Source organism: Pedobacter sp. NJ-S-72 (genome assembly GCF_053890575.1).
On the sequence record NZ_CM132681.1, the window covers coordinates 242,314 to 260,787 of the forward strand.

An 18,474-nucleotide genomic window follows, 5' to 3' on the forward strand; every position below is an offset into this window, starting at 1 on the left:
TAATAAAATGGAAATTGATCGTTTCGTGAAGAATGAACAGGAATCCATTATGTCTGGTTTGGTTCATATTCATTGTAAAGGTGATAATCCACAAGTTGCCATTGGGAGTATTGTAGACATTAGTATGAGTGTCAGGAATTTGAATGATTTTTTAATAGAGGATTTTGGGAAATTTCTGATCACCTCTGTATCTCATCAGATTGATGGTATTGGACATTATCACAATACTTTCCAGGCTATACCTGCCGATACTGAACGCGTACCAGTGAGTGTAACTCATAATCCACAACCTGATATGCAATTGGCCGATGTTATTGCAAATGATGATCCTCAGGGACAAGGCCGGGTAAAAGTTAAATTTAAGTGGGCTTGTCAGGCCAATGATGATACCGAATGGTTAAGAGTAGTGAGTCCAAATGCGGGAACTGGTGATACAGGAGCAAACAGGGGTTTTCATGTAATCCCTGAAAAAGGGGATCAGGTAGTAATTGCTTTTGAAGAGGGTAATATTGCCAGACCAGTAGTGATGGGCAGCGTTTATCATGGTAAAAGTGGGGATAGTAAAGGATTTAAGAATAGTAATACTAAGGGACTGACTTCCCGTAAAGGAAGCGCTTTAAGTTTTGATGATTTAAGCCATGCCCTATACCTGGGCACTAATGCAGGTAATTTTATCAATATCAAAAATGGGCAGGGTAAGATAACGGCACAGGCCAACGATAAAATTGTGATTCATACGGGTGATAGTACGATCACTTTGAATAAAGATGGTCATGTTGCAATTACTGGAAAAACACTAAGCGTGAATTTTAGTGAAAGTATTGATATACAGTCTGCTAAAATTACCATAGGTAATCTGGCTCCTGCTGAGGGTGCTACGCCAGAACAACAGGCAGCAGCCACGCAAACCATTGATGTGAAAGGGAAAGCAATTACCGTTGAAGGAGAAGAAACGATTAATGGCAAAGCAAAGGAAACAATGATTGAGGGAACAGATAAACTAACCATGCATTCTCCGAAAGAAGCCAATATTGATGGCGGGCCATTGATGAATATTAAAGCAACAAAGGTGAAATTAAATTAAAGACCATGAGCGAGCAATATTTGATTCATGGGGCATTTTTAAAATGTAGCGGTGGGACGATTCCAAGTCAGATTATGGTTTCTTCACATAGCTCTATATTTGTTCAGAGCTTACAAATAGCCACAGAGGATGATAAACAACCGATGGTGAATATCCAGACATTTGGAGTTTGCAGCTTTACTCAAAAGCCTTGTATTCCATCACCAATAATCTGGCAAGATCAGCATACGGAGGTGGAAATTTGTGGTAAAAATTCACTGACTGTAAAGTCATGTATAAACTGTACTCTTGGTGGGAAGATAGAGCCTGTAATTTCTGGACAAACACCGACACCAGGATTCTCAATTATGAAACAATGGGAATGCTGGTACTGCAACACCTTTACTTGGTTTTGTTGTTGCAGTACCAGCAATAGCTGAGGTTGCGGTAGCCGCCGAGGCAACAGCAGTGGTGGTTGAAACTTCGCTAGCAGCAGAAGTGGCCATGGGTACCTTCGCAACTGCAGGAGTCCTTTTAGCGGATGATGTTACAGGAGTTGGCGTAGTTGACGATGTTGCAATACCTTTTGTAGTAGTCGGTGGGTTGCTTGCAGCGGGGGCTATTGCATTATGGGCACTATGGGATGAGCCTGCTCCGGCACCTGCCCCAGTATTACCTATTCCTGTTACTATTCCAGCACCAGCATATCCACCAGGTGGTATTGTAGAAACGGAACCTGATCCGATTACAATTCCTGTTCCTATTGCAATTCCAAAAACAGATGCAATACCAAAAGATGATACTGATGAAGATGATGATTGTTTACCTAAACCCTTAGGGTTCCATAGAGGTGGAAATACTATTCATAATTTTCTTGCTGATACCAAGCCGCCAAATAGATTATTTGGAAGTGATTTTGTTGTAAAAGGAAAAGCTTTTGATGCATATTCTACAAGTGGTGTGCTTTGGGAAATTAAAACTGATAACTATAGTTCTTATAATGATTTTGTAAAACGCATTCATTTAAGTAAATTAATAGCTGAAACAGAATATGAATATAGTATTGCTACATCTTGTGGGCTCCCATATATTTTGGGCGTACTGGATTCAGAAGAGCAAATTGCAGTACAAACTGTTTTACCTTTAGTAAATGTTAGATTACTTACCTATCCATGAAAAAAAAATATTCTATACAATTTTGTGAACTTTCGTTTAAGTCGACGAAAGATATGTTCAACTTTAAAAAAAAACTCGATGAAATTATTTATCCAAACATACTTGATTATTATTTAGTTGATCCTGGTATTCCAAAACCAATTGCAAATTTTGATGAATTAATTGAAGAGTCTGAGCAGAAAAATACATCTCTAATCCTAAATACGGGAGATGAAGCTAATTATTGTGGAATATCATTCTATCGTCCATATAAACCAATAAGACCCCTCTATTTTTTTTCTGCAATATTTGAGATTCCACATTTTCCAAATTCTGAATTAATAATATTTGAAAAAATTAAACTGCTTGTATTAAGCATAGAAGTTTATAACATATATATTAATCATCCTGAGCAAAATTATTATTTTAAAGATCATTTTATTGGGTGGGGTATGGAGGATGAGCCTTTGAAAAATAATATCCTCCCACCAATTACCAATACACCAGATCGAACCATACAGACCTGGGAGTATCCGGTATATTTTGCATGGATAAATTATTGGTCTAAAGATTTGCTGAAAAAGGTAGGAATGAACTACGAAAAGGATAAGAATTTGTTCTTCAAATCTGTACTGCTTGAAAATGAAGGGATTCTATTTCAACTCACTGAAACACCATTAAATATAGATAATAAAGATCATATAGAATTGCTTAGCAACTGCTGCTATAGTCGTTTTAACAAGATCGGTAATCAGCATATGCTTACTAAAAAATAGAATATTTTAAATGAGCACACAAAAAAGGTATATCACTATTGAAATTAATTGTAGACCTCTTCTATTAAGACCTGAATTAATATTTGAGTGTTGTACCTATCTCAATGAGATCTGCAAAAAAAAACGCCTTTAGAATATATTTTCGAGGATGGACATATGACATTTTCAAGTCATGAACCACAAAAGAGACTGATTAATCTGTTTTTATTGGCAAAGAATAGGATGCTTGAAGGAAATGCCTTAATTCTTTTTAGTAAACCAGACCTAAATGATGCTCCTGGCTTAATGGTGACAGTTATGAATGATATTTCAAAGTTTTCTTGGCCAAGTTTGACCTATTCGAGGGCTACTATCTCATTACCTTTTGAAAAGGAGATAGAACTACATCTATTCGATATCGTAAAAAAACTTTCGATGCTTTTTACAGCATATAAAACCAAAATACATCATCCGTTAATTAATTTTGACTCTACGATACAAAAAAGCTTTTGTTGTGTGAACAAACTCCCACATGATTTGCCAGAACTACCTCATTTGCATGAGTTGAAAATTGATGTATATAATTTTCCGGATGAAGTTAGCTGGATGGCTTATTGGAATAAAGATATTGTGTCGTTTTTAAACCTAGATCTGACTCAGGCAGAAGATATATTCTACAAAGTTGAAAAACTTGGTAATGGCGCCATGATTTACCAATTAACAAAAGAGTTGCTGAGCAGAGAAAATACATCGCATATGTACCTTTTAGGGAACGTATACAGGAAATTATCAAAAGTTGGAGCAAGGAATTTAATGCCAAATGTTTAAAGTAGGAAGCGGGATTATATTTAAAACCGAAATGGATTATTTCTATGATTATAAATGCTCGTTTTTTATTGATGACGTTAAGTTGAAATCGGAAAGTACCGTTAATTGTTTGTATAAGTTAAGGAAGGAAAAAGATCTTAGCGGACCGGACCTACCTATATCCTAGACTTGGTTAATATTGATATTCCCAGAAATGGTAAAAAAAACCTAGGTTTTCTGCAGTTTCAGAAAGAGTTATTCAACAGGATTATTTTTGATCTTGATGTAAAAGGTAGACCCAAAACGTTACTGAATTATGCACAATTATACCAAGAATGGATTGACAAGAGAGATTCCTTACTTAAAAGATACCCTATAAACCCACAGAAAGGTATGATCATTGGTTTTGATAAGCTCGTAAATAATCAAAGATCATTTAGTGAAAAGATTTTTTCTGAGGGTATTATTAACTTGTTATTTCCTAAAGTGTTAGAAGTTGATAAAGATAATAGTAATAGCCAGTTGTTAGGTTATGAGGTGGAGTACATGTTAATGCCAGGGATCATGTTATTAGTTAAGAGGTATTTTCTTTTAGAAACGAAAGAATTTTTAATAAATCGGATAGTGAAAACTACTGATATGCTTACTAAGTGTATATATCAATAATGATCTATTAAAAAAAATAGCACCTGAATTAATAAATAACCAGAGTCTAAAGGAAATAGCCTTTACCGGAAATATGAGTTACGAGTTTAATTATTGTGATGACCTGAAGCACATTATTAGAATTATAAATTTTAAGATTGGAAATAGATTAAAAATTGATGCTAGAGAAGAGATAAATCTTTTAGATTGAGATTTTAAGAGAGGGTGTATCACAAATTGTCTCAACAGCGTTATGGGATTAACATGAATATGTTCACATTCTTGAAAAATTTACGCATGGTTTCAATTATAAAGACTTAGCTATTTTAAGTCTGATTACCGTTTAGAACCTCGAAACTTAGACAAGGGTTCGAACCCCTTCGGCTCCACATATTATTATGTGGAGCCGACGAGATTACTTACCACAATTCTTTTTTAATAATTCAATATCCGTTGGAAACATAATCTTTCTAAAGACTCGCCTATCGGCACCCAAATTACTAATGAAATAAATTTTCACTTTTCCACTCAGGCTCAATATTTGTCATTAACAAGGCATTGTCAAATTTAACAGACCCTTTTGGGAAAACCTCTTCGTTTTCGAAGAAACTTGATTTTACATTCAATACTTCTAGTGGCTGAACTTCCCATTTGTACGTATTTAATTTAAGACCTTCAAATTTGTCTTTGTTGGGCGAATAACCCAGTTTTCCACTTTTAAAGAAGTTAGATGCATTGTGTAAAGTGTATATATCGGTGATTCCGGGCCAAGCGTATCGCTTGAAGATGGGCCAGTCGTATCGGTGATACCGGGCCAACAATTATAGGATTATTTTTTTTACTTTTCTCAAGGATTCCCCTGATAAACTTATGCGGTGCGCACCATGAACAAGTCGATCCAGTATTGCATCTGCAATGGTTCCTTCTCCAATTACTTCGTACCATGTGCTTACTGGTAGCTGAGAGGCAATAATAGTCGCCTGCTTATTGTGTCTATCCTCTATAATTTCCATTAGCAGATCCTTTGCGGTTTATCAAGATTCTGCAAACCAAAGTCGTCCAGAATTAGTAAGTCCTGCTTTTCTATCCTTGCGATTTCTTTATACAAAGAGTTGTCAGCACGAGCTCCATGTAACCTTGTAAAGAGTTTGGCCGTATTATAATAAGCCACTTTGTAGCCCATAGTACAAGCCTGATGTCCCAGAGCTGAGGCGATAAAGCTTTTGCCAACACCTGTTGGGCCGGTAATCAGGATATTTTCTTTTTGCCGAATAAACTGGCCAGTATTTTATTGGTATTTGAGTACCAGTGGATGAACAGTAGAAGCAACAGTTTTACTTGAAAAAAATGATTTCAACATTTCACAAATTGCATATATGGTCGGGTTTGCAACACCAAACTACTTTGCGAAATTTTTCAAAGCTAAATTTAATGTACAACAATGTGAATTTAGGCATTTAAAACGTAAAATCCGAATACATAACCTAAATTTGAAAATAACCATTCGCGTACTCAATAACACTTTCTTAATCCAAAATACCAGATTTTTCTTCGAAAAGAGATTTTTAACATTTCTTCTACAATAATGACGAAAACTTCCCTGTTAACAGCTTTCTAAAAATTAGCTTTACCCTCTTAGAAAGTCAGTTTTATGTTTTTATGGATAAAAAGAAAGTTTAAAAGATGAACAATAAAGATTTAGTTTTTTGTTTACAGGTGAAAAAAGTATTTGTCATTTTTCTTATTTTGTTCCTGTTTTCAGGCAGTAGTTATTCTCAGGATAAAAAGTTTTATATCTATTTATGTTTTGGGCAATCCAATATGGAGGGGAATGCTAAATTTGAGGAGCAGGATACGGTAAATGTAAATAAGCGCTTTAAAGTACTGCAAGCTGTTGACTGCCCAGAGCTTAAAAGAGTTAAAAATACCTGGTATACTGCAGTTCCCCCTTTAAGCAGATGTAATACGGGATTAACTCCTGCTGATTATTTCGGAAGGGCTCTGTTAGCGGGTCTTCCAGACGATGTTACCGTGGGTGTCATCAATGTTGCTGTTGGAGGTTGTAAAATTGAACTTTTTGATAAAAACAACTATCAAGTCTATGTAACCACGGCCCCCAAATGGATGATTGGTATGATCGATCAGTATGATGGTAATCCTTATGGACGCCTGGTAGAGCTTGCCAAGAAAGCACAAAAAGATGGTGTGATAAAAGGCATATTGCTGCACCAGGGAGAATCCAATGTGAATGACGCACTCTGGCCACAAAAAGTAAATACTGTTTATAAGAACCTTCTGAGAGATTTGAATCTGGAAGCTGAAAAAGTACCATTGTTGGCGGGTGAAGTCGTAAATGCAGATCAGGGGGGGATTTGTGCCAATATGAATGCTATTATAGCGAAACTTCCAGAGACCATTCCTAATTCATATATAATATCCTCCAAAGGGTGTGCCGTGGCTGAGGATAAATTACATTTTAATGCAGCCGGTTACAGAGCACTTGGAAAACGTTATGCTGAAAAAATGCTCGCTTTACTGCATTCAGGTAGTTCAAAAATGTAATCACAATAATTATATTAAATCCAAATGAGTCAACTTTACAAAATTAGAACGGCTATTATTTCGTTTTGTCTATTGTTTCCATTCTTTAGCAAATCTCAGAATCCGATTATACAAACGATCTATAACCGCAGATCCAGCACCTGTGGTTTATAACAATACGCTTTATCTCTATACAGGGCATGATGAAGATAAATCTACCTGGTTCAGAATGAACGACTGGAAGTGTTTTTCAACAACAGATATGGTTAACTGGACAGATCATGGTTCACCTTTATCAGTTAAGTCTTTTAGCTGGGCTGGAAAAGATGCCTGGGCGGGGCAATGTATTTTTAGAAATGGCAACTTCTACTGGTATGTTCCAGTTAATCAATTAAATGGGAAAGGAATGGCTATTGGGGTAGCTGTTTCAAAAAGTCCAACTGGTCCGTTTCAAGATGCTCTTGGAAAACCCTTGGTACACAGCGGAGGTGGGGACATAGATCCTACTGTATTTATTGATGATGACGGCCAGGCCTATTTATATTGGGGTAATCCTTACCTAAAATATGTTAAGCTGAATAAAGATATGACATCCTATTCTGGTGATGTTGTTGCCGTTCCATTGAACGAAAAAGGTTTCCATATCAGGCTTAAAGATGCAGATAAAAGGCCTACGGCTTACGAAGAAGCTCCGTGGTTATACAAACGAAAGAGCCTCTATTATTTACTATATGCAGCTGGTGGTGTACCAGAACACCTGGCTTATTCCACAGCACCCACAGCTACCGGACCTTGGAGCTATGGAGATACGATTATGACCATCATAAAAAAAGGAGGCGCATTTACAAACCATCCTGGTTTGGTAGATTATAAAGGTAAAAGCTATTTATTCTATCATAATGGTGCATTGCCTGGAGGAGGAGGATTTACCCGTTCGGTATGTGTAGATGGATGTCAATTTAATGATGACGGAAGCATAGTCAGAATTGATCCATCCGATGGTATTGCAAAAGCAACAGGCAGTATTGATCCGTTTAAGCGTGTAGAAGCGGAAACCATAGCCAGGCAAGAAGGTATAAAAACAGTAAAAGATAGTTTAGGCAATGCTGGTGTTTATGTTACTGCTATAAGTCATGATGATTATATTAAAGTGCGAAACGTTGATTTTAAAAAAGTTGCAAAGACATTTCAGGTTAATGTTGCATCTGGTTCTGTAGCTAAGATAGAAGTTCGCGTAGACAGCCTCAGGGGTAAATTACTTAGCAATTGTGAGATCAAAAATACAGGCGGTATGCAAAACTGGATGACAGTATCTTCTAAAGTCGATAAAATAGAAGGGCTCCATGATTTATACTTTGTATTTAAGGGCGGCAAGGGAGATTTATTCAATTTTAACTGGTGGAAATTCAATTAAAACAATTCAAATGAAAGTATTTAATATCAGAAAATTTTGTGCGATAGGATCAATAATTATGATTTGTTTTTTCGTTGCAGTGCATTGCGCAGAATCCGATTATACAAACAAAATATACTGCTGACCCGGCTCCGATGGTCTATAAAGATACAGTGTTTCTATATACAACGCATGACGAAGATGATGCAACAGATTTTAAGATGCTTAACTCATCAAGAAAATTGATATAAAATTAACAATGACCTGTTGGTCTTGTAAAGCAAGTATAAAAAACAATTAATACTATAAACCTTCACTATGAAAAAGTTATTACCCATTTCAAGTTTGTGCCTGTTTCTATTCACTGCAACAAGCTTGAAGGCGCAAAATCCTAAGCTTACACTTGATTTAACTAAACCCGGCGCAAATGTAAGTCCGCAATTGTATGGGTTGATGACCGAAGAGATCAACCATTCGTACGATGGGGGCTTGTATGCCGAGCTAATCAAAAACAGAATATTTAAGGACAACCCAAATACGCCAGAAGCTTGGAGCGTAATCAAGGAAGGTGGTGCGAAGGCCACAATTAATTGGTTGCCGCAAACCCCGACAATGTACCCGTCGATCAGCGGCGCCATGCAATTAATGGCGCGTTAACTACTTGTTTAAGACTATTGGTGGATACCGCCGGTGGCCGGGCCGGTATTGCAAATGAAGGTTATTGGGGCATACCTGTTTTGCCTAATACAACTTATAACGCTTCTTTTTATATTAAGGGTACGGATAGCAAACCATTGCCCCTCAATCCCTGGGATCCGAAGCCTACAGTTGCTGTTCCGGTAATTGCCGATAATACGGCCGGGCCTATAACCGTAAGTATAGAAAGTAATGACGGTAAAACGGTATATGCTTCGGGGACTATTAATTTGGTGAAAAGCGCCTTTTGGAAAAAATATGAACTTAAATTAACAACAGGTGCTGGTGTTAAACCAACATCTGCCGCCCGTTTTGTGATTTCAACAAACCGTACCGGGGTTTATTATTTTAACCTCGTCTCTTTATTTCCGCCAACCTATCATAACCGTCCAACGGGAACCGGATAGATATCATGAAGTTATTGGCGGATATGAAACCCCGTTTTTTACGTTTTCCTGGCGGTAATTTCCTTGAAGGCCCGAAATTGAATGATGCATTTCCGTGGAAAACTACTTTGGGGCCGCTTGAAGGGCGGCCCGGACATACCGGCTCGTGGGGCTACCGCCCGACTGACGGAATGGGGTTACTTGAATTTTTAGAATGGTGCGAAGACTTGAAAATGGAACCGCTGCTTGCTGTTTATGCTGGCTATTCGCTCGACGGCGACCATGTGGACGCAGGCCCGCTTTTAAAGCCATATGTAGATGACGCGCTGAATGAAATTGAATATGTTACGGGCGACGTACACACATACTGGGGTGCTAAGCGCGCCGCAGATGGACATCCGGCGCCTTTTAAACTCAACTATGTGGAAATTGGTAACGAAGATGGGTTTGACATGTCTGGCAGTTACGACGGACGTTATGCCCAGTTTTATGATGGTATTAAACCAAATACCCCAACCTGCACTGTATTGCATCTATGGGCGGTAAGGATTGGCTTGGAGGAAGAGGTAAATTCACTATCCGCAAGCCCGAAATTGTAGATGAACATTATTACCGCAATGCCTGGGAAATGCAAGAGGATGCGGCACATTATGATAACTACGACCGCAAAGGATATAAAGTGTTTGTAGGTGAGTGGGCAACGCGTGAAGGCATACCTACCACCAATTTGAATGCTGCCCTGGGTGATGCCGCCTGGATGACGGGCATGGAACGAAATTCAGACCTGGTCATCTTGTCGTGCTACGCGCCATTATTTGTAAATATAAATCAAGCCACAGCAACTGCGCCAAAGGCCTGGCAATGGGATTCAAACCTGATAGGTTATGATGCATTGACAAGCTATGGGTCACCATCATACTATGTGCAGAAGATGTTTAACAGTTATATTGGTAATAAAGTGGTGCCTATATGGGGAGCCAATATCCCTACCCAAACCAGGCCTGCCACAAAGCAGGACAGTGTCGCTAATAAAATGCCCGAACCTATACCAGCCATGTTTTATGTAGCTACCCAGGACACCAAAACGGGAAAACTGTTTCTTAAAGTAGTAAATGCGACAGGAAAGCCGCAGCAGGTTGATATCGATTTAAAGGGGGCTAAAAAGTTTTCTCCCGAGGGTATTATCGTGGTGATAAAAGGAGATAAACCAGAAGATACGAACACGATCAGCGATCCGGTAAAAATAGTTCCGGTTACCTCCACAATAAAAGTGGGCGACGCTAAATTTACAAGGACCTTCGATCCGTATTCAGTAAGTGTACTTCAAATAAATACATTAATTAAGTAATTAAAGTCAGCTAAAAATAGCAGGACAAAAATGACAAGTGATCATATATAATTTTATAGAGGTGAACGGTATAGATGTACTTATGTTAACATAAGTACTCTTCTCTTTATCATTTGAAGCATCCCCAAGCTTAACCGGAGCCTATATTTGATTTCATAAAACCTAAGTTAATAGCTGATCAACATCTGCATATTGAGTGCTTAAGGCAGAAGAAGGCCAGAATGTTGATCCGCTATTTTACTTAACAATAACCAAAACCAAATATGAACCAAACAATTTCTATCTGGAAATTACCAATTTTTTTATGGCTGGTAGTTTCAATGGTGCTTCTGCACTTAAATGGTTATGCCCAGGAAAAACAAATTACAGGGACGATCACAGCAATTGATAATTCTGCACCGTTACCAGGGGCTACAGTACAGCTGAAAACGAAGAGTAGATCGACATCTGCTAATGAAAAGGGGCAGTTTTCTATACGGGCAAATACAGGAGATATCCTCGTTTTTAAGATCATCGGTTTTCAGCAACAAGAGGTGATGGTAGGAAGTAGTAACATCATCAATGTTAGTTTGAGAACTGAAGTTACAAGCCTGAATGAAGTTGTTATTGGCTATGGAAAAAAAAGCAAGGGTAACGTTACCGGGTCTATATCTTCCATCTCTCAGGGGCTGATCTGCGCCAAACGCAACCCACTACTTTTGACCAGGCCCTGCAGGGCAAAGTTGCCGGGGTTGTGGTTCAGCAGGTATCAGGCCAGCCGGGTGGCGGCGTATCTATCCAGATACGTGGCGTGTCTTCAATAAGTGGCTCTAATTCGCCACTGTTCGTTATAGACGGTGTTATTATCCCACCGGTAAACAATCCAGGTGGTGGTTCTAATCCATTAAATGCCATCAATCCTGCCGAAATTGAATCCATAGATGTATTGAAAGATGCTTCGGCAACAGCCATATACGGTTCGCAGGCAACCAATGGAGTTGTTGTGATCACTACAAAAAGAGGTAAAGCCGGAGCGCCGCAAATAACTTATGATTTCTATGCCGGCTACCAGGAAATATTGAAGCGGATGCCTGTGGTGGATTTGCCGCAGTTTGCTACTTTCATTAATGCGCGGTCTGCTGGCTTGGGCTGGGGCTTTGATAAAAGGCCCCAATTTGTAATCCTCCTCAATATTTGGGCCCCGGTACCGACTGGCAAAAAGAATTATTTCGGAAGGCTCCGATGATGAACCATACACTTACGGTAAGCGGCGGGGATGCCAGGACCCAATATTTACTATCTACCTCATATTTTGACCAGGAAGGAATAGCCATTGGATCTGATTTTAAAAGATATTCGATAAGGCTGAATTTAGATAACAAAACCACGAATTGGCTAAAAATAGGGACCAGCCTTCAATTGGCGCATATTAATGAAAGTGTAAATTCAACTTCCGGGAATGTAATTGCAACCGCACTTAACGTTAGCCCTGATGTTTCGGTAAGAAACCCTGATGGTTCTTATGGCGGTGTTACCGACCCTAACGGTTGGGTAGCACCGGTTGCCAACCCAGTGGCATTAGCCCAAATTGTCAAAGACCTAAAAAAGAGGAATCAGATATTCGGCAATGTGTATGCCGAAATACAGCTTACTAAAGATCTGTCGCTGCGAAATGAAGTATCTGGTAATTTCGATTTTTATACAGAAGATAGGTTTTCACCAACGTATAGTTTTGGTAAGGGCAATCTCAGCCCTAGCTCAGGTTCCTCTAGCGCCGGCGAAAATTTTTATATAGTAATGCGCAATTTTTTAACGTATAACCATAATTTCAAAAAATTTCATATTGATGCTTTAGTAGGCCATGAAGCGCAGGAAAGCACTTTTCACAATGTTAGCGCTGGGCGAAGGAATTTTCCTACAAACTATGTGCAGGCCATTGATGCAGGCGATGCCGGCACGGCCACAAACTCCGGCGATAATTCAAATTCAGACCCCACTGGAGGTTCTGCACAGGAATCCTATTTCGGCCGTATCAATTTTTCATGGGATGACAGATACCTGCTCACCGGCAATATACGGAATGATGGTTCTTCAAATTTTGCAGCCAATAATCGTTGGGTTACTACCTATTCAGGTGGATTTGCCTGGAAAATTAATAAGGAGTCGTTTTTAAAAGACGTAAAATCTATAAATGAATTGAAGCTGAGGCTTGGTTATGGGCTAACTAACAATCAAGGCATACAGGGCAATACTTTTGCAACCCAACTTAGATCGGTGACAAATGGCTTATCAGGTACAGCGCTATTTCAAAACAATTTGGCAAATCCGGACGTGAAGTGGGAAAAAACTGATTATTATAGTGCTGGGATTGACGGATCGTTTTGGAATGGGCGGTTAGGTTTTTCATTAGACGTTTACGACCGCGAAACAAAAGGCCTTTTATTACAAGTGCCACTTCCAGGATACTCTGGTACTTTAGGGAGTTCGGGGCCGGGATCCATGCAACCGCCTTATGCCAATGTCGGCTCGCTAAGCAACAAAGGGTTTGATTTCCAAATCAATTCTACCAATATTAGTTCTAAAAATTTCAGTTGGAAAACTGCTTTTACCATATCTCGAAATAAGAACAAAGTGACCAGTTTAGGTGCCGGCGGCGGCGATGCTAACTTAAGCCAGAAATCTACACCATTAATGATATCATCGAAAAAACAGTGGTGGGCCAGTCCATTGGCACATTTTACGGCTACGTATTTGATGGGATATTTTCAACGCCATCTGATTTTCAAAACCATGCCAGGACAGCTGACCCAAATGGTAAACCTTATCCGGTTTCTGCGGCAGGCGGTGGTATCTGGTACGGCGATCGTATGTTCAAGGATTTGAATGGCGACGGTGTTATTGACTCAAAAGATCAAACCTTTTTAGGCTCACCGCTCCCTAAATTCCAGTATGGTATCAACAATACATTTAACTACAAAAATTTTGATCTGAATATTTTCTTCAGCGGCAGTTATGGCAACAAGGTATTCAATCAAATGGCCATACAGCAAACTGATCCGGGAAATCATGCCACTTTTTTTTTCACATCGGTACTAAACTATGCGAAATTGGCTCTGGTTGATCCCAACGGCTCTGAAACCGATGTTAACAATGTATATGTTACCAACCCCAATACAACCGTTGTAGGTTTGAGAAACGATAATACCAACGGTAATAATCGTCCTAATAGTTTGTTTATAGAGGATGCCTCATTCCTGCGGTGCAAAAATATCACCTTAGGTTACCGCCTACCAGTAAGTCTTTTATCCAAAATATCTGTGAGTGCTGTTAGGGTGTATGCCAATGTATCCAACGTATTTGTAATTACAAAATATAAAGGCATGGATCCTGAAATAGGTTCGTGGAACCCGCTCCAGGCAGGTTGGGACGACGGTTATTATCCGCAGCCAAGAGTATTTACTATTGGCGCAAACATAACCTTGAAATAATAAAACGATTATCGATTTAAAATATATGTTTATGAAATCAATTCACAAAATTATCATCATCCTGCTATGTGTAGCCGCAATAGCCGGATGTAAAAAGAGCTTTTTGGATCGTCCGTCCAACTCGCAGATAAATTCTAACAATTTTTATAAAACCACTTCCGATGTACGATTGGCTACGGCAAGCCTTTATGGCGGTGGGCACTGGTGGTCATGGAGCAATGAGAGCTGGATACCACTTGGCGACGTATTGAGTGGTACCGCTAGCTTTCCGTATAATGGCGATTTGGTACAGCTTTTTACGCGCACCATTACCGCCCAAAATGGTCTTGTGACAAGGGGCTGGAGTGGGTTATACAATGCTGTAGCGCAATGTAATACGGTTATCACAGCCATACAAGAGCAGGCTGATCCGTCTATTTCGGAAGCAGACAAAAATGCGGCCATAGCTGAGGCAAAATTTATTCGTGCCATGGCTTATTATAATTTGGCGATATATTGGGGTGCAGTGCCAATTATTGAAGACAACCGTAAACTGATAAAGGATCCGCTGCTTAGCCGCAACATTGTTTCGGATGTGTATAAATTCGTTACTAAAGACCTGAAGTATGCAACACAATACCTGCCCAAAACAGATACAAAAGGCAGGGTAACTACCTGGTCGGCGCAAGGGATGCTGGGTAAGGTATATTTGACGATGGCAGGTTTAGGCAAAAGTGGTAGCCGCGACCAGGCCTTGCTGGACAGTGCTAAAAAGTATGCAGGCAATGTGTGTATAAATAGTGGCTTGAAATTGTTTCCTAGTTATTATGATCTTTTTAAGGTGCAAAACAACGATAACCCCGAATCATTGTTCGCGCTTCAATGGGCCGGTGGTGTGGGTTATGGAAATGGCAACGCCCTACAACAATTATTTGCGCCAGATAACATCATTACTCCTCAAAAACAAGGTGGATGGATGTCCTTGGCGCCAAGCTACGATTTATACCGGATGTATTCTGCTAAGGATACGGTAAGGCGTAAAGCCACGATCATGCTCAACGGAGATTTTTATCCCGAATTGAATGCTGCCGGTGGTGGTTATACGGCAAAAGGTACGGGCCTGAAAAAACATATGGTTGGCACCGAAAAAGATAACAACTTGCCAACAATGGATTCTTGGTCATCTCCCGAACATAATGCAATGCTTAGATTGGCGATGTGTGTGTTTTGGTATATGCCGAAGCCATTTTGGGTAACAATAGTACGACGAGCGATGTTGATGCTATAAAATATTTCAATGCTGTGCGGGCAAGGGCTGGCGTGGATATTGTGGCTGTGATCACTCCGGCTTTACTGCGCACGGAAAGAAGGGTTGAACTTGCTTTTGAAGGACAATACTGGCCAGACCTAGTTAGGTATTCTTATTACGACCCGACTAATGCTGTGAAGTTTCTTAATGATCAGGATGCTACTCGCGGTCGGATTAGGTTTACTTATGATCCTGTAACGAAGATAGCAACAAGGGATACTATTGCTCCACCACTTACGCTTCCGGCAACTATCGCTTCATTTACATTACCAATTCCATCATCTGAGTTGACTACCGCCCCTAAATTGGCAGAACCACCGGTACCTTATTATTAATTAAAACATTTAAAAGATATTGTTATGAAAAAGAAATCATACTTATGCCTCTGGTTTTTGCCGCTTTTGTTCATGATTGTGGCTTTATCACCAGCTTGTAAAAAGAATGCAGATAGCGGCGGTGGGGCTCCTCCGGTTATCTCGGCTATTAGGAGTTATGTAGCCTCACCTAATGATACCGTTTTACACAGCGCAGTGCCAAACTGGCAATATGTTGTGATCACTGGGAATAATTTACAGAATGCTACGCAAATAAGTTTCAATGGGGTGCCTGCCACATTTAACAACGCTTTGTTTGCACCGAACAGTGCCGTGGTGCAAATCCCTGGTATGCAGTTTTCAAAAAAATTGATACTGCTAAACTCTATATTGTGGAGTATACAACAAAAGGTGGTTCCACAAAATTTTCTTTTAAATTAGGTCCGGCGGCACCTGCCGTTTGGGGAGTTTCCAATTTATATGCTAATCCAGGCGATTCTGTTTATGTTTCTGGCGCAAACCTATTTTTCGTTCAACACTTTTCGTATAGGGGCACCCCAATCCAATCCTTTAAATTAGACACTTCCGGAATTTCTATTTATTATGCCGGCTGTGACAACCAATGATGAGATAGCGATAACCTCCAAGAGTGGTTCGGTGAATTATAAAATAGTTGCAACACCCATCATCGGTGGTGTTTCCAACGAAAATGCCAACCCCGGTGATTCGGTTTATGTTTATGGTGCCTATCTTAAAAATATCAAAACACTAACTTATGCTGGTGTCGCAATTAATTCTTATACATCATCATATAATGGGGCTTATGTTGGGTTCGTTTTGCCAACGATAACGCAAAGCGGGCCGGTATCTGTTACTACAGGGTTTGGCACTGCTACTACCGTGTACAATGTGCACGATGTAGTAACAGGCTCCATATCAAATTGGGATAGTAATTTTAATTGGGGAGGCTGGGGTGCTGGCAAACAAACGAGTGGCGATCCCAATTTTCCTGGCAATTCAAGCACCTATTTTGTATTGGATATTAATGGGTTGGCCGACGGCGATGGATGGCCCTGGACGACCAACATACCCATGAATGCAGCACAGTGGGTACCCAAAGCTAATGTTACTGACTCGGTTAGTAAATGGGCATTTAAATTTGAAGTAAGTATCTCAAAAGCCTGGAAGGGTACTACAGTTGATATTGTAAGTGGAGTAAATGGCCATGTAGCCCGGTGGGAGCCATGGCGAATAAACGCTACTACCACGGTGCCGTACATTAAAAAAGGTTGGGTAACAGTAACTATTCCTTTAACATCGTTCCGTGCATCAGATCCTGAGCTTGGCGAGGGTATGGGGGCTTCACTAACTAAAATTGCCGATTTAACAGGTGATTCCGGAAATACATCATGCATAATGTATATACATAACTATGGTCTTTCGGCAGCCAGCTTTTATGGTGCTGTTGATAATTTGAGAGTTGTAAAAATTAAATAAACTAAAGCCCCATGGCGGCACATCGCAGTGGGGCTTTTTAACTAATTAACAATGAAGATTAAATGTTCTTTTAAAATATCGATATCTCTTATTGCGTTATATCTTTATTCTCTTGTGAAAAAGCGAATAATCCGAACCTGCAATTAAAAGTTTCTCAGGCCGCCACCATTTACCCAAGTTATAATACATCGCCGAAAGCATCAGACATAACTGGAATGGCCAGTACTGCCGTGCAATTGGTGGCAAAAATGCATATGGGGATAAATTTTGGCAATACCATGGAGTCCCCAAAAGAAGGTGAGTGGCAGAATAGTAAACTGACCGAATCATATGTGAAATTTGTAAAGCAAATGGGATTCAATACTGTACGGATTCCTTGTAACTGGAATTGGACTCATTTAAGTGATCCCGATAAAGCAGAAATTGACCGGGCATGGCTTAGCCGTGTGAAAGAAGTAGTCGGATGGTGTGTAGCTAATGATATGTATGTGATGCTGAATACTCACGGAGATAATGGCTGGCTCGAAAATAATGTCAATGCGGCAAAGCAAGAGGCTATCAATGCGAGACTAAAAGCACTTTGGGAGCAGATTGCTACAACCATGCATGCGTGATTTTGACGAACATCTTATTTTTGCTGGTACGAATGAACCTGCGGTTGAAAATGCTGAGCAGATGTCCATACTCAATAGTTATCACGAAACATTCATCAACGCGGTTCGTTCTACAGGAGGCAGGAACAGTTACCGGGTGCTGGTTGTGCAGGGCCCTAGCACTGACCCTACTAAAACTTTTACTTTGATGAATACTATGCCAAAAGACGAAATTCCTAATAAGTTGATGGTCGAGGTTCATGACTACACGCCTTCTACATTTACGATACTAACGGATGGGGATGCAACTTGGGGCAAAATGGCTTACTACTGGGGGAAAGGGAATCATTCTACTATTGAACCAGAACGCAACGCTACCTATGGAGAAGAGGATGTGATCGATACTGAATTCAAAAATATTAAACAGAAGTTTGTTGATAAAGGTATCCCCGTGATGTTGGGTGAATATGCAGCCTGGAGAAGGAATGCGATTAACAACCCGAATATATCTTCCTAAGGATCTGGC

Annotated in this window: 25 protein-coding genes and 1 pseudogene; 22 read left to right on the forward strand and 4 right to left on the reverse strand. The window is 39.8% G+C overall.

The window, feature by feature from the left end:
* Positions 1–7: 7 nt before the first annotated feature.
* A complete protein-coding gene (locus tag ACWYN3_RS01705) occupies positions 8–1,084 on the forward strand; it encodes a phage baseplate assembly protein V (protein ID WP_456219589.1) in 1,077 nt (358 codons plus the stop codon).
* Between the two features lie 5 nt (positions 1,085–1,089).
* Positions 1,090–1,395, forward strand: a pseudogene (locus tag ACWYN3_RS01710) (DUF4280 domain-containing protein); the annotation flags it as partial.
* Between the two features lie 30 nt (positions 1,396–1,425).
* Here the strand turns inward: ACWYN3_RS01710 and ACWYN3_RS01715 are convergent.
* On the reverse strand, positions 1,426–1,569 hold the full coding sequence (locus ACWYN3_RS01715; protein ID WP_456223351.1) for a hypothetical protein: 144 nt from the start codon (positions 1,567–1,569) through the stop codon (positions 1,426–1,428).
* Between ACWYN3_RS01715 and ACWYN3_RS01720 the strand changes: the two genes are divergently transcribed.
* The 4 genes from ACWYN3_RS01720 (at position 1,568) to ACWYN3_RS01735 (ending at position 4,446) form a co-directional block, all read left to right on the forward strand.
* Entirely contained in the window at positions 1,568–2,239 is a 672-nt protein-coding gene (locus ACWYN3_RS01720) for a DUF6310 domain-containing protein (protein WP_456222834.1), read from the forward strand. The two genes, ACWYN3_RS01715 and ACWYN3_RS01720, sit on opposite strands and share 2 nt — an antisense overlap.
* Before the next feature lie 53 nt (positions 2,240–2,292).
* The gene (locus ACWYN3_RS01725) at positions 2,293–2,994 is read left to right on the forward strand and encodes a DUF5953 family protein (protein WP_456219590.1); all 702 of its coding nucleotides are present in this window, start codon (positions 2,293–2,295) and stop codon (positions 2,992–2,994) included.
* Between the two features lie 156 nt (positions 2,995–3,150).
* Positions 3,151–3,801 carry a hypothetical protein gene (locus ACWYN3_RS01730; protein WP_456219591.1) on the forward strand — a complete coding sequence of 217 codons (651 nt, stop codon included), beginning with the start codon at positions 3,151–3,153 and terminating at the stop codon, positions 3,799–3,801.
* A gap of 168 nt (positions 3,802–3,969) precedes the next feature.
* The gene (locus tag ACWYN3_RS01735) at positions 3,970–4,446 is read left to right on the forward strand and encodes a hypothetical protein (RefSeq protein ID WP_456219592.1); all 477 of its coding nucleotides are present in this window, start codon (positions 3,970–3,972) and stop codon (positions 4,444–4,446) included.
* Positions 4,447–4,925: 479 nt separating this feature from the next.
* Here ACWYN3_RS01735 and ACWYN3_RS01740 read toward each other — a convergent pair whose 3' ends face one another.
* Genes ACWYN3_RS01740 through ACWYN3_RS01750 form a run of 3 tightly spaced genes read right to left on the reverse strand, consistent with a single transcriptional unit; the run spans position 4,926 to position 5,698 of the window.
* Positions 4,926–5,243, reverse strand: a complete 318-nt coding sequence (locus ACWYN3_RS01740) for a hypothetical protein (RefSeq protein ID WP_456219593.1) — start codon at positions 5,241–5,243, stop codon at positions 4,926–4,928.
* Positions 5,244–5,246: 3 nt separating this feature from the next.
* On the reverse strand, positions 5,247–5,438 hold the full coding sequence (locus ACWYN3_RS01745; RefSeq protein ID WP_456219594.1) for an ATP-binding protein: 192 nt from the start codon (positions 5,436–5,438) through the stop codon (positions 5,247–5,249).
* Positions 5,438–5,698 carry an ATP-binding protein gene (locus ACWYN3_RS01750; protein ID WP_456222835.1) on the reverse strand — a complete coding sequence of 87 codons (261 nt, stop codon included), beginning with the start codon at positions 5,696–5,698 and terminating at the stop codon, positions 5,438–5,440. The genes ACWYN3_RS01745 and ACWYN3_RS01750 overlap by 1 nt, the downstream gene beginning before the upstream one ends.
* A 410-nt stretch (positions 5,699–6,108) precedes the next feature.
* Here ACWYN3_RS01750 and ACWYN3_RS01755 point away from each other — a divergent pair, with 410 nt between their 5' ends.
* The 16 genes from ACWYN3_RS01755 (at position 6,109) to ACWYN3_RS01830 (ending at position 18,465) form a co-directional block, all read left to right on the forward strand.
* Positions 6,109–6,987: a sialate O-acetylesterase gene (locus tag ACWYN3_RS01755; RefSeq protein ID WP_456219595.1), complete on the forward strand. Its 879-nt coding sequence runs from the start codon at positions 6,109–6,111 to the stop codon at positions 6,985–6,987.
* 142 nt (positions 6,988–7,129) lie between these two features.
* Positions 7,130–8,380: a glycoside hydrolase family 43 protein gene (locus ACWYN3_RS01760; RefSeq protein WP_456219596.1), complete on the forward strand. Its 1,251-nt coding sequence runs from the start codon at positions 7,130–7,132 to the stop codon at positions 8,378–8,380.
* Between the two features lie 297 nt (positions 8,381–8,677).
* Positions 8,678–9,016 (forward strand): hypothetical protein, encoded by a 339-nt coding sequence (locus ACWYN3_RS01765; RefSeq protein WP_456219597.1) that lies wholly within the window; start codon positions 8,678–8,680, stop codon positions 9,014–9,016.
* A complete protein-coding gene (locus tag ACWYN3_RS01770; RefSeq protein WP_456219598.1) occupies positions 8,950–9,462 on the forward strand; it encodes a hypothetical protein in 513 nt (170 codons plus the stop codon). Before ACWYN3_RS01765 ends, ACWYN3_RS01770 begins: the two co-directional genes overlap by 67 nt.
* Positions 9,463–9,467: 5 nt before the next feature.
* Positions 9,468–10,040 carry a hypothetical protein gene (locus ACWYN3_RS01775; protein WP_456219599.1) on the forward strand — a complete coding sequence of 191 codons (573 nt, stop codon included), beginning with the start codon at positions 9,468–9,470 and terminating at the stop codon, positions 10,038–10,040.
* On the forward strand, positions 9,977–10,789 hold the full coding sequence (locus ACWYN3_RS01780; protein WP_456219600.1) for an alpha-L-arabinofuranosidase A: 813 nt from the start codon (positions 9,977–9,979) through the stop codon (positions 10,787–10,789). The genes ACWYN3_RS01775 and ACWYN3_RS01780 overlap by 64 nt, the downstream gene beginning before the upstream one ends.
* Positions 10,790–11,052: 263 nt before the next feature.
* Entirely contained in the window at positions 11,053–11,592 is a 540-nt protein-coding gene (locus ACWYN3_RS01785) for a carboxypeptidase-like regulatory domain-containing protein (protein WP_456219601.1), read from the forward strand.
* On the forward strand, positions 11,499–12,014 hold the full coding sequence (locus tag ACWYN3_RS01790) for a TonB-dependent receptor plug domain-containing protein (protein WP_456222836.1): 516 nt from the start codon (positions 11,499–11,501) through the stop codon (positions 12,012–12,014). The genes ACWYN3_RS01785 and ACWYN3_RS01790 overlap by 94 nt, the downstream gene beginning before the upstream one ends.
* On the forward strand, positions 12,011–13,651 hold the full coding sequence (locus tag ACWYN3_RS01795) for a TonB-dependent receptor domain-containing protein (RefSeq protein WP_456219602.1): 1,641 nt from the start codon (positions 12,011–12,013) through the stop codon (positions 13,649–13,651). The genes ACWYN3_RS01790 and ACWYN3_RS01795 overlap by 4 nt, the downstream gene beginning before the upstream one ends.
* Positions 13,636–14,256, forward strand: coding sequence for a hypothetical protein (locus ACWYN3_RS01800; protein ID WP_456219603.1), 621 nt, complete (start codon positions 13,636–13,638; stop codon positions 14,254–14,256). Before ACWYN3_RS01795 ends, ACWYN3_RS01800 begins: the two co-directional genes overlap by 16 nt.
* Before the next feature lie 31 nt (positions 14,257–14,287).
* Positions 14,288–15,523 carry a RagB/SusD family nutrient uptake outer membrane protein gene (locus ACWYN3_RS01805; RefSeq protein WP_456219604.1) on the forward strand — a complete coding sequence of 412 codons (1,236 nt, stop codon included), beginning with the start codon at positions 14,288–14,290 and terminating at the stop codon, positions 15,521–15,523.
* Positions 15,484–15,879 (forward strand): RagB/SusD family nutrient uptake outer membrane protein, encoded by a 396-nt coding sequence (locus ACWYN3_RS01810; protein ID WP_456219605.1) that lies wholly within the window; start codon positions 15,484–15,486, stop codon positions 15,877–15,879. Before ACWYN3_RS01805 ends, ACWYN3_RS01810 begins: the two co-directional genes overlap by 40 nt.
* Before the next feature lie 24 nt (positions 15,880–15,903).
* A complete protein-coding gene (locus ACWYN3_RS01815) occupies positions 15,904–16,299 on the forward strand; it encodes a hypothetical protein (RefSeq protein WP_456219606.1) in 396 nt (131 codons plus the stop codon).
* A gap of 162 nt (positions 16,300–16,461) precedes the next feature.
* A complete protein-coding gene (locus tag ACWYN3_RS01820; RefSeq protein ID WP_456219607.1) occupies positions 16,462–17,355 on the forward strand; it encodes a glycan-binding surface protein in 894 nt (297 codons plus the stop codon).
* 215 nt (positions 17,356–17,570) lie between these two features.
* Complete coding sequence (locus ACWYN3_RS01825; protein ID WP_456219608.1) at positions 17,571–17,969, forward strand: glycoside hydrolase family 5 protein; 399 nt, start codon at positions 17,571–17,573, stop codon at positions 17,967–17,969.
* A complete protein-coding gene (locus ACWYN3_RS01830; protein WP_456219609.1) occupies positions 17,962–18,465 on the forward strand; it encodes a glycoside hydrolase family 5 protein in 504 nt (167 codons plus the stop codon). Before ACWYN3_RS01825 ends, ACWYN3_RS01830 begins: the two co-directional genes overlap by 8 nt.
* Positions 18,466–18,474: the final 9 nt, after the last annotated feature.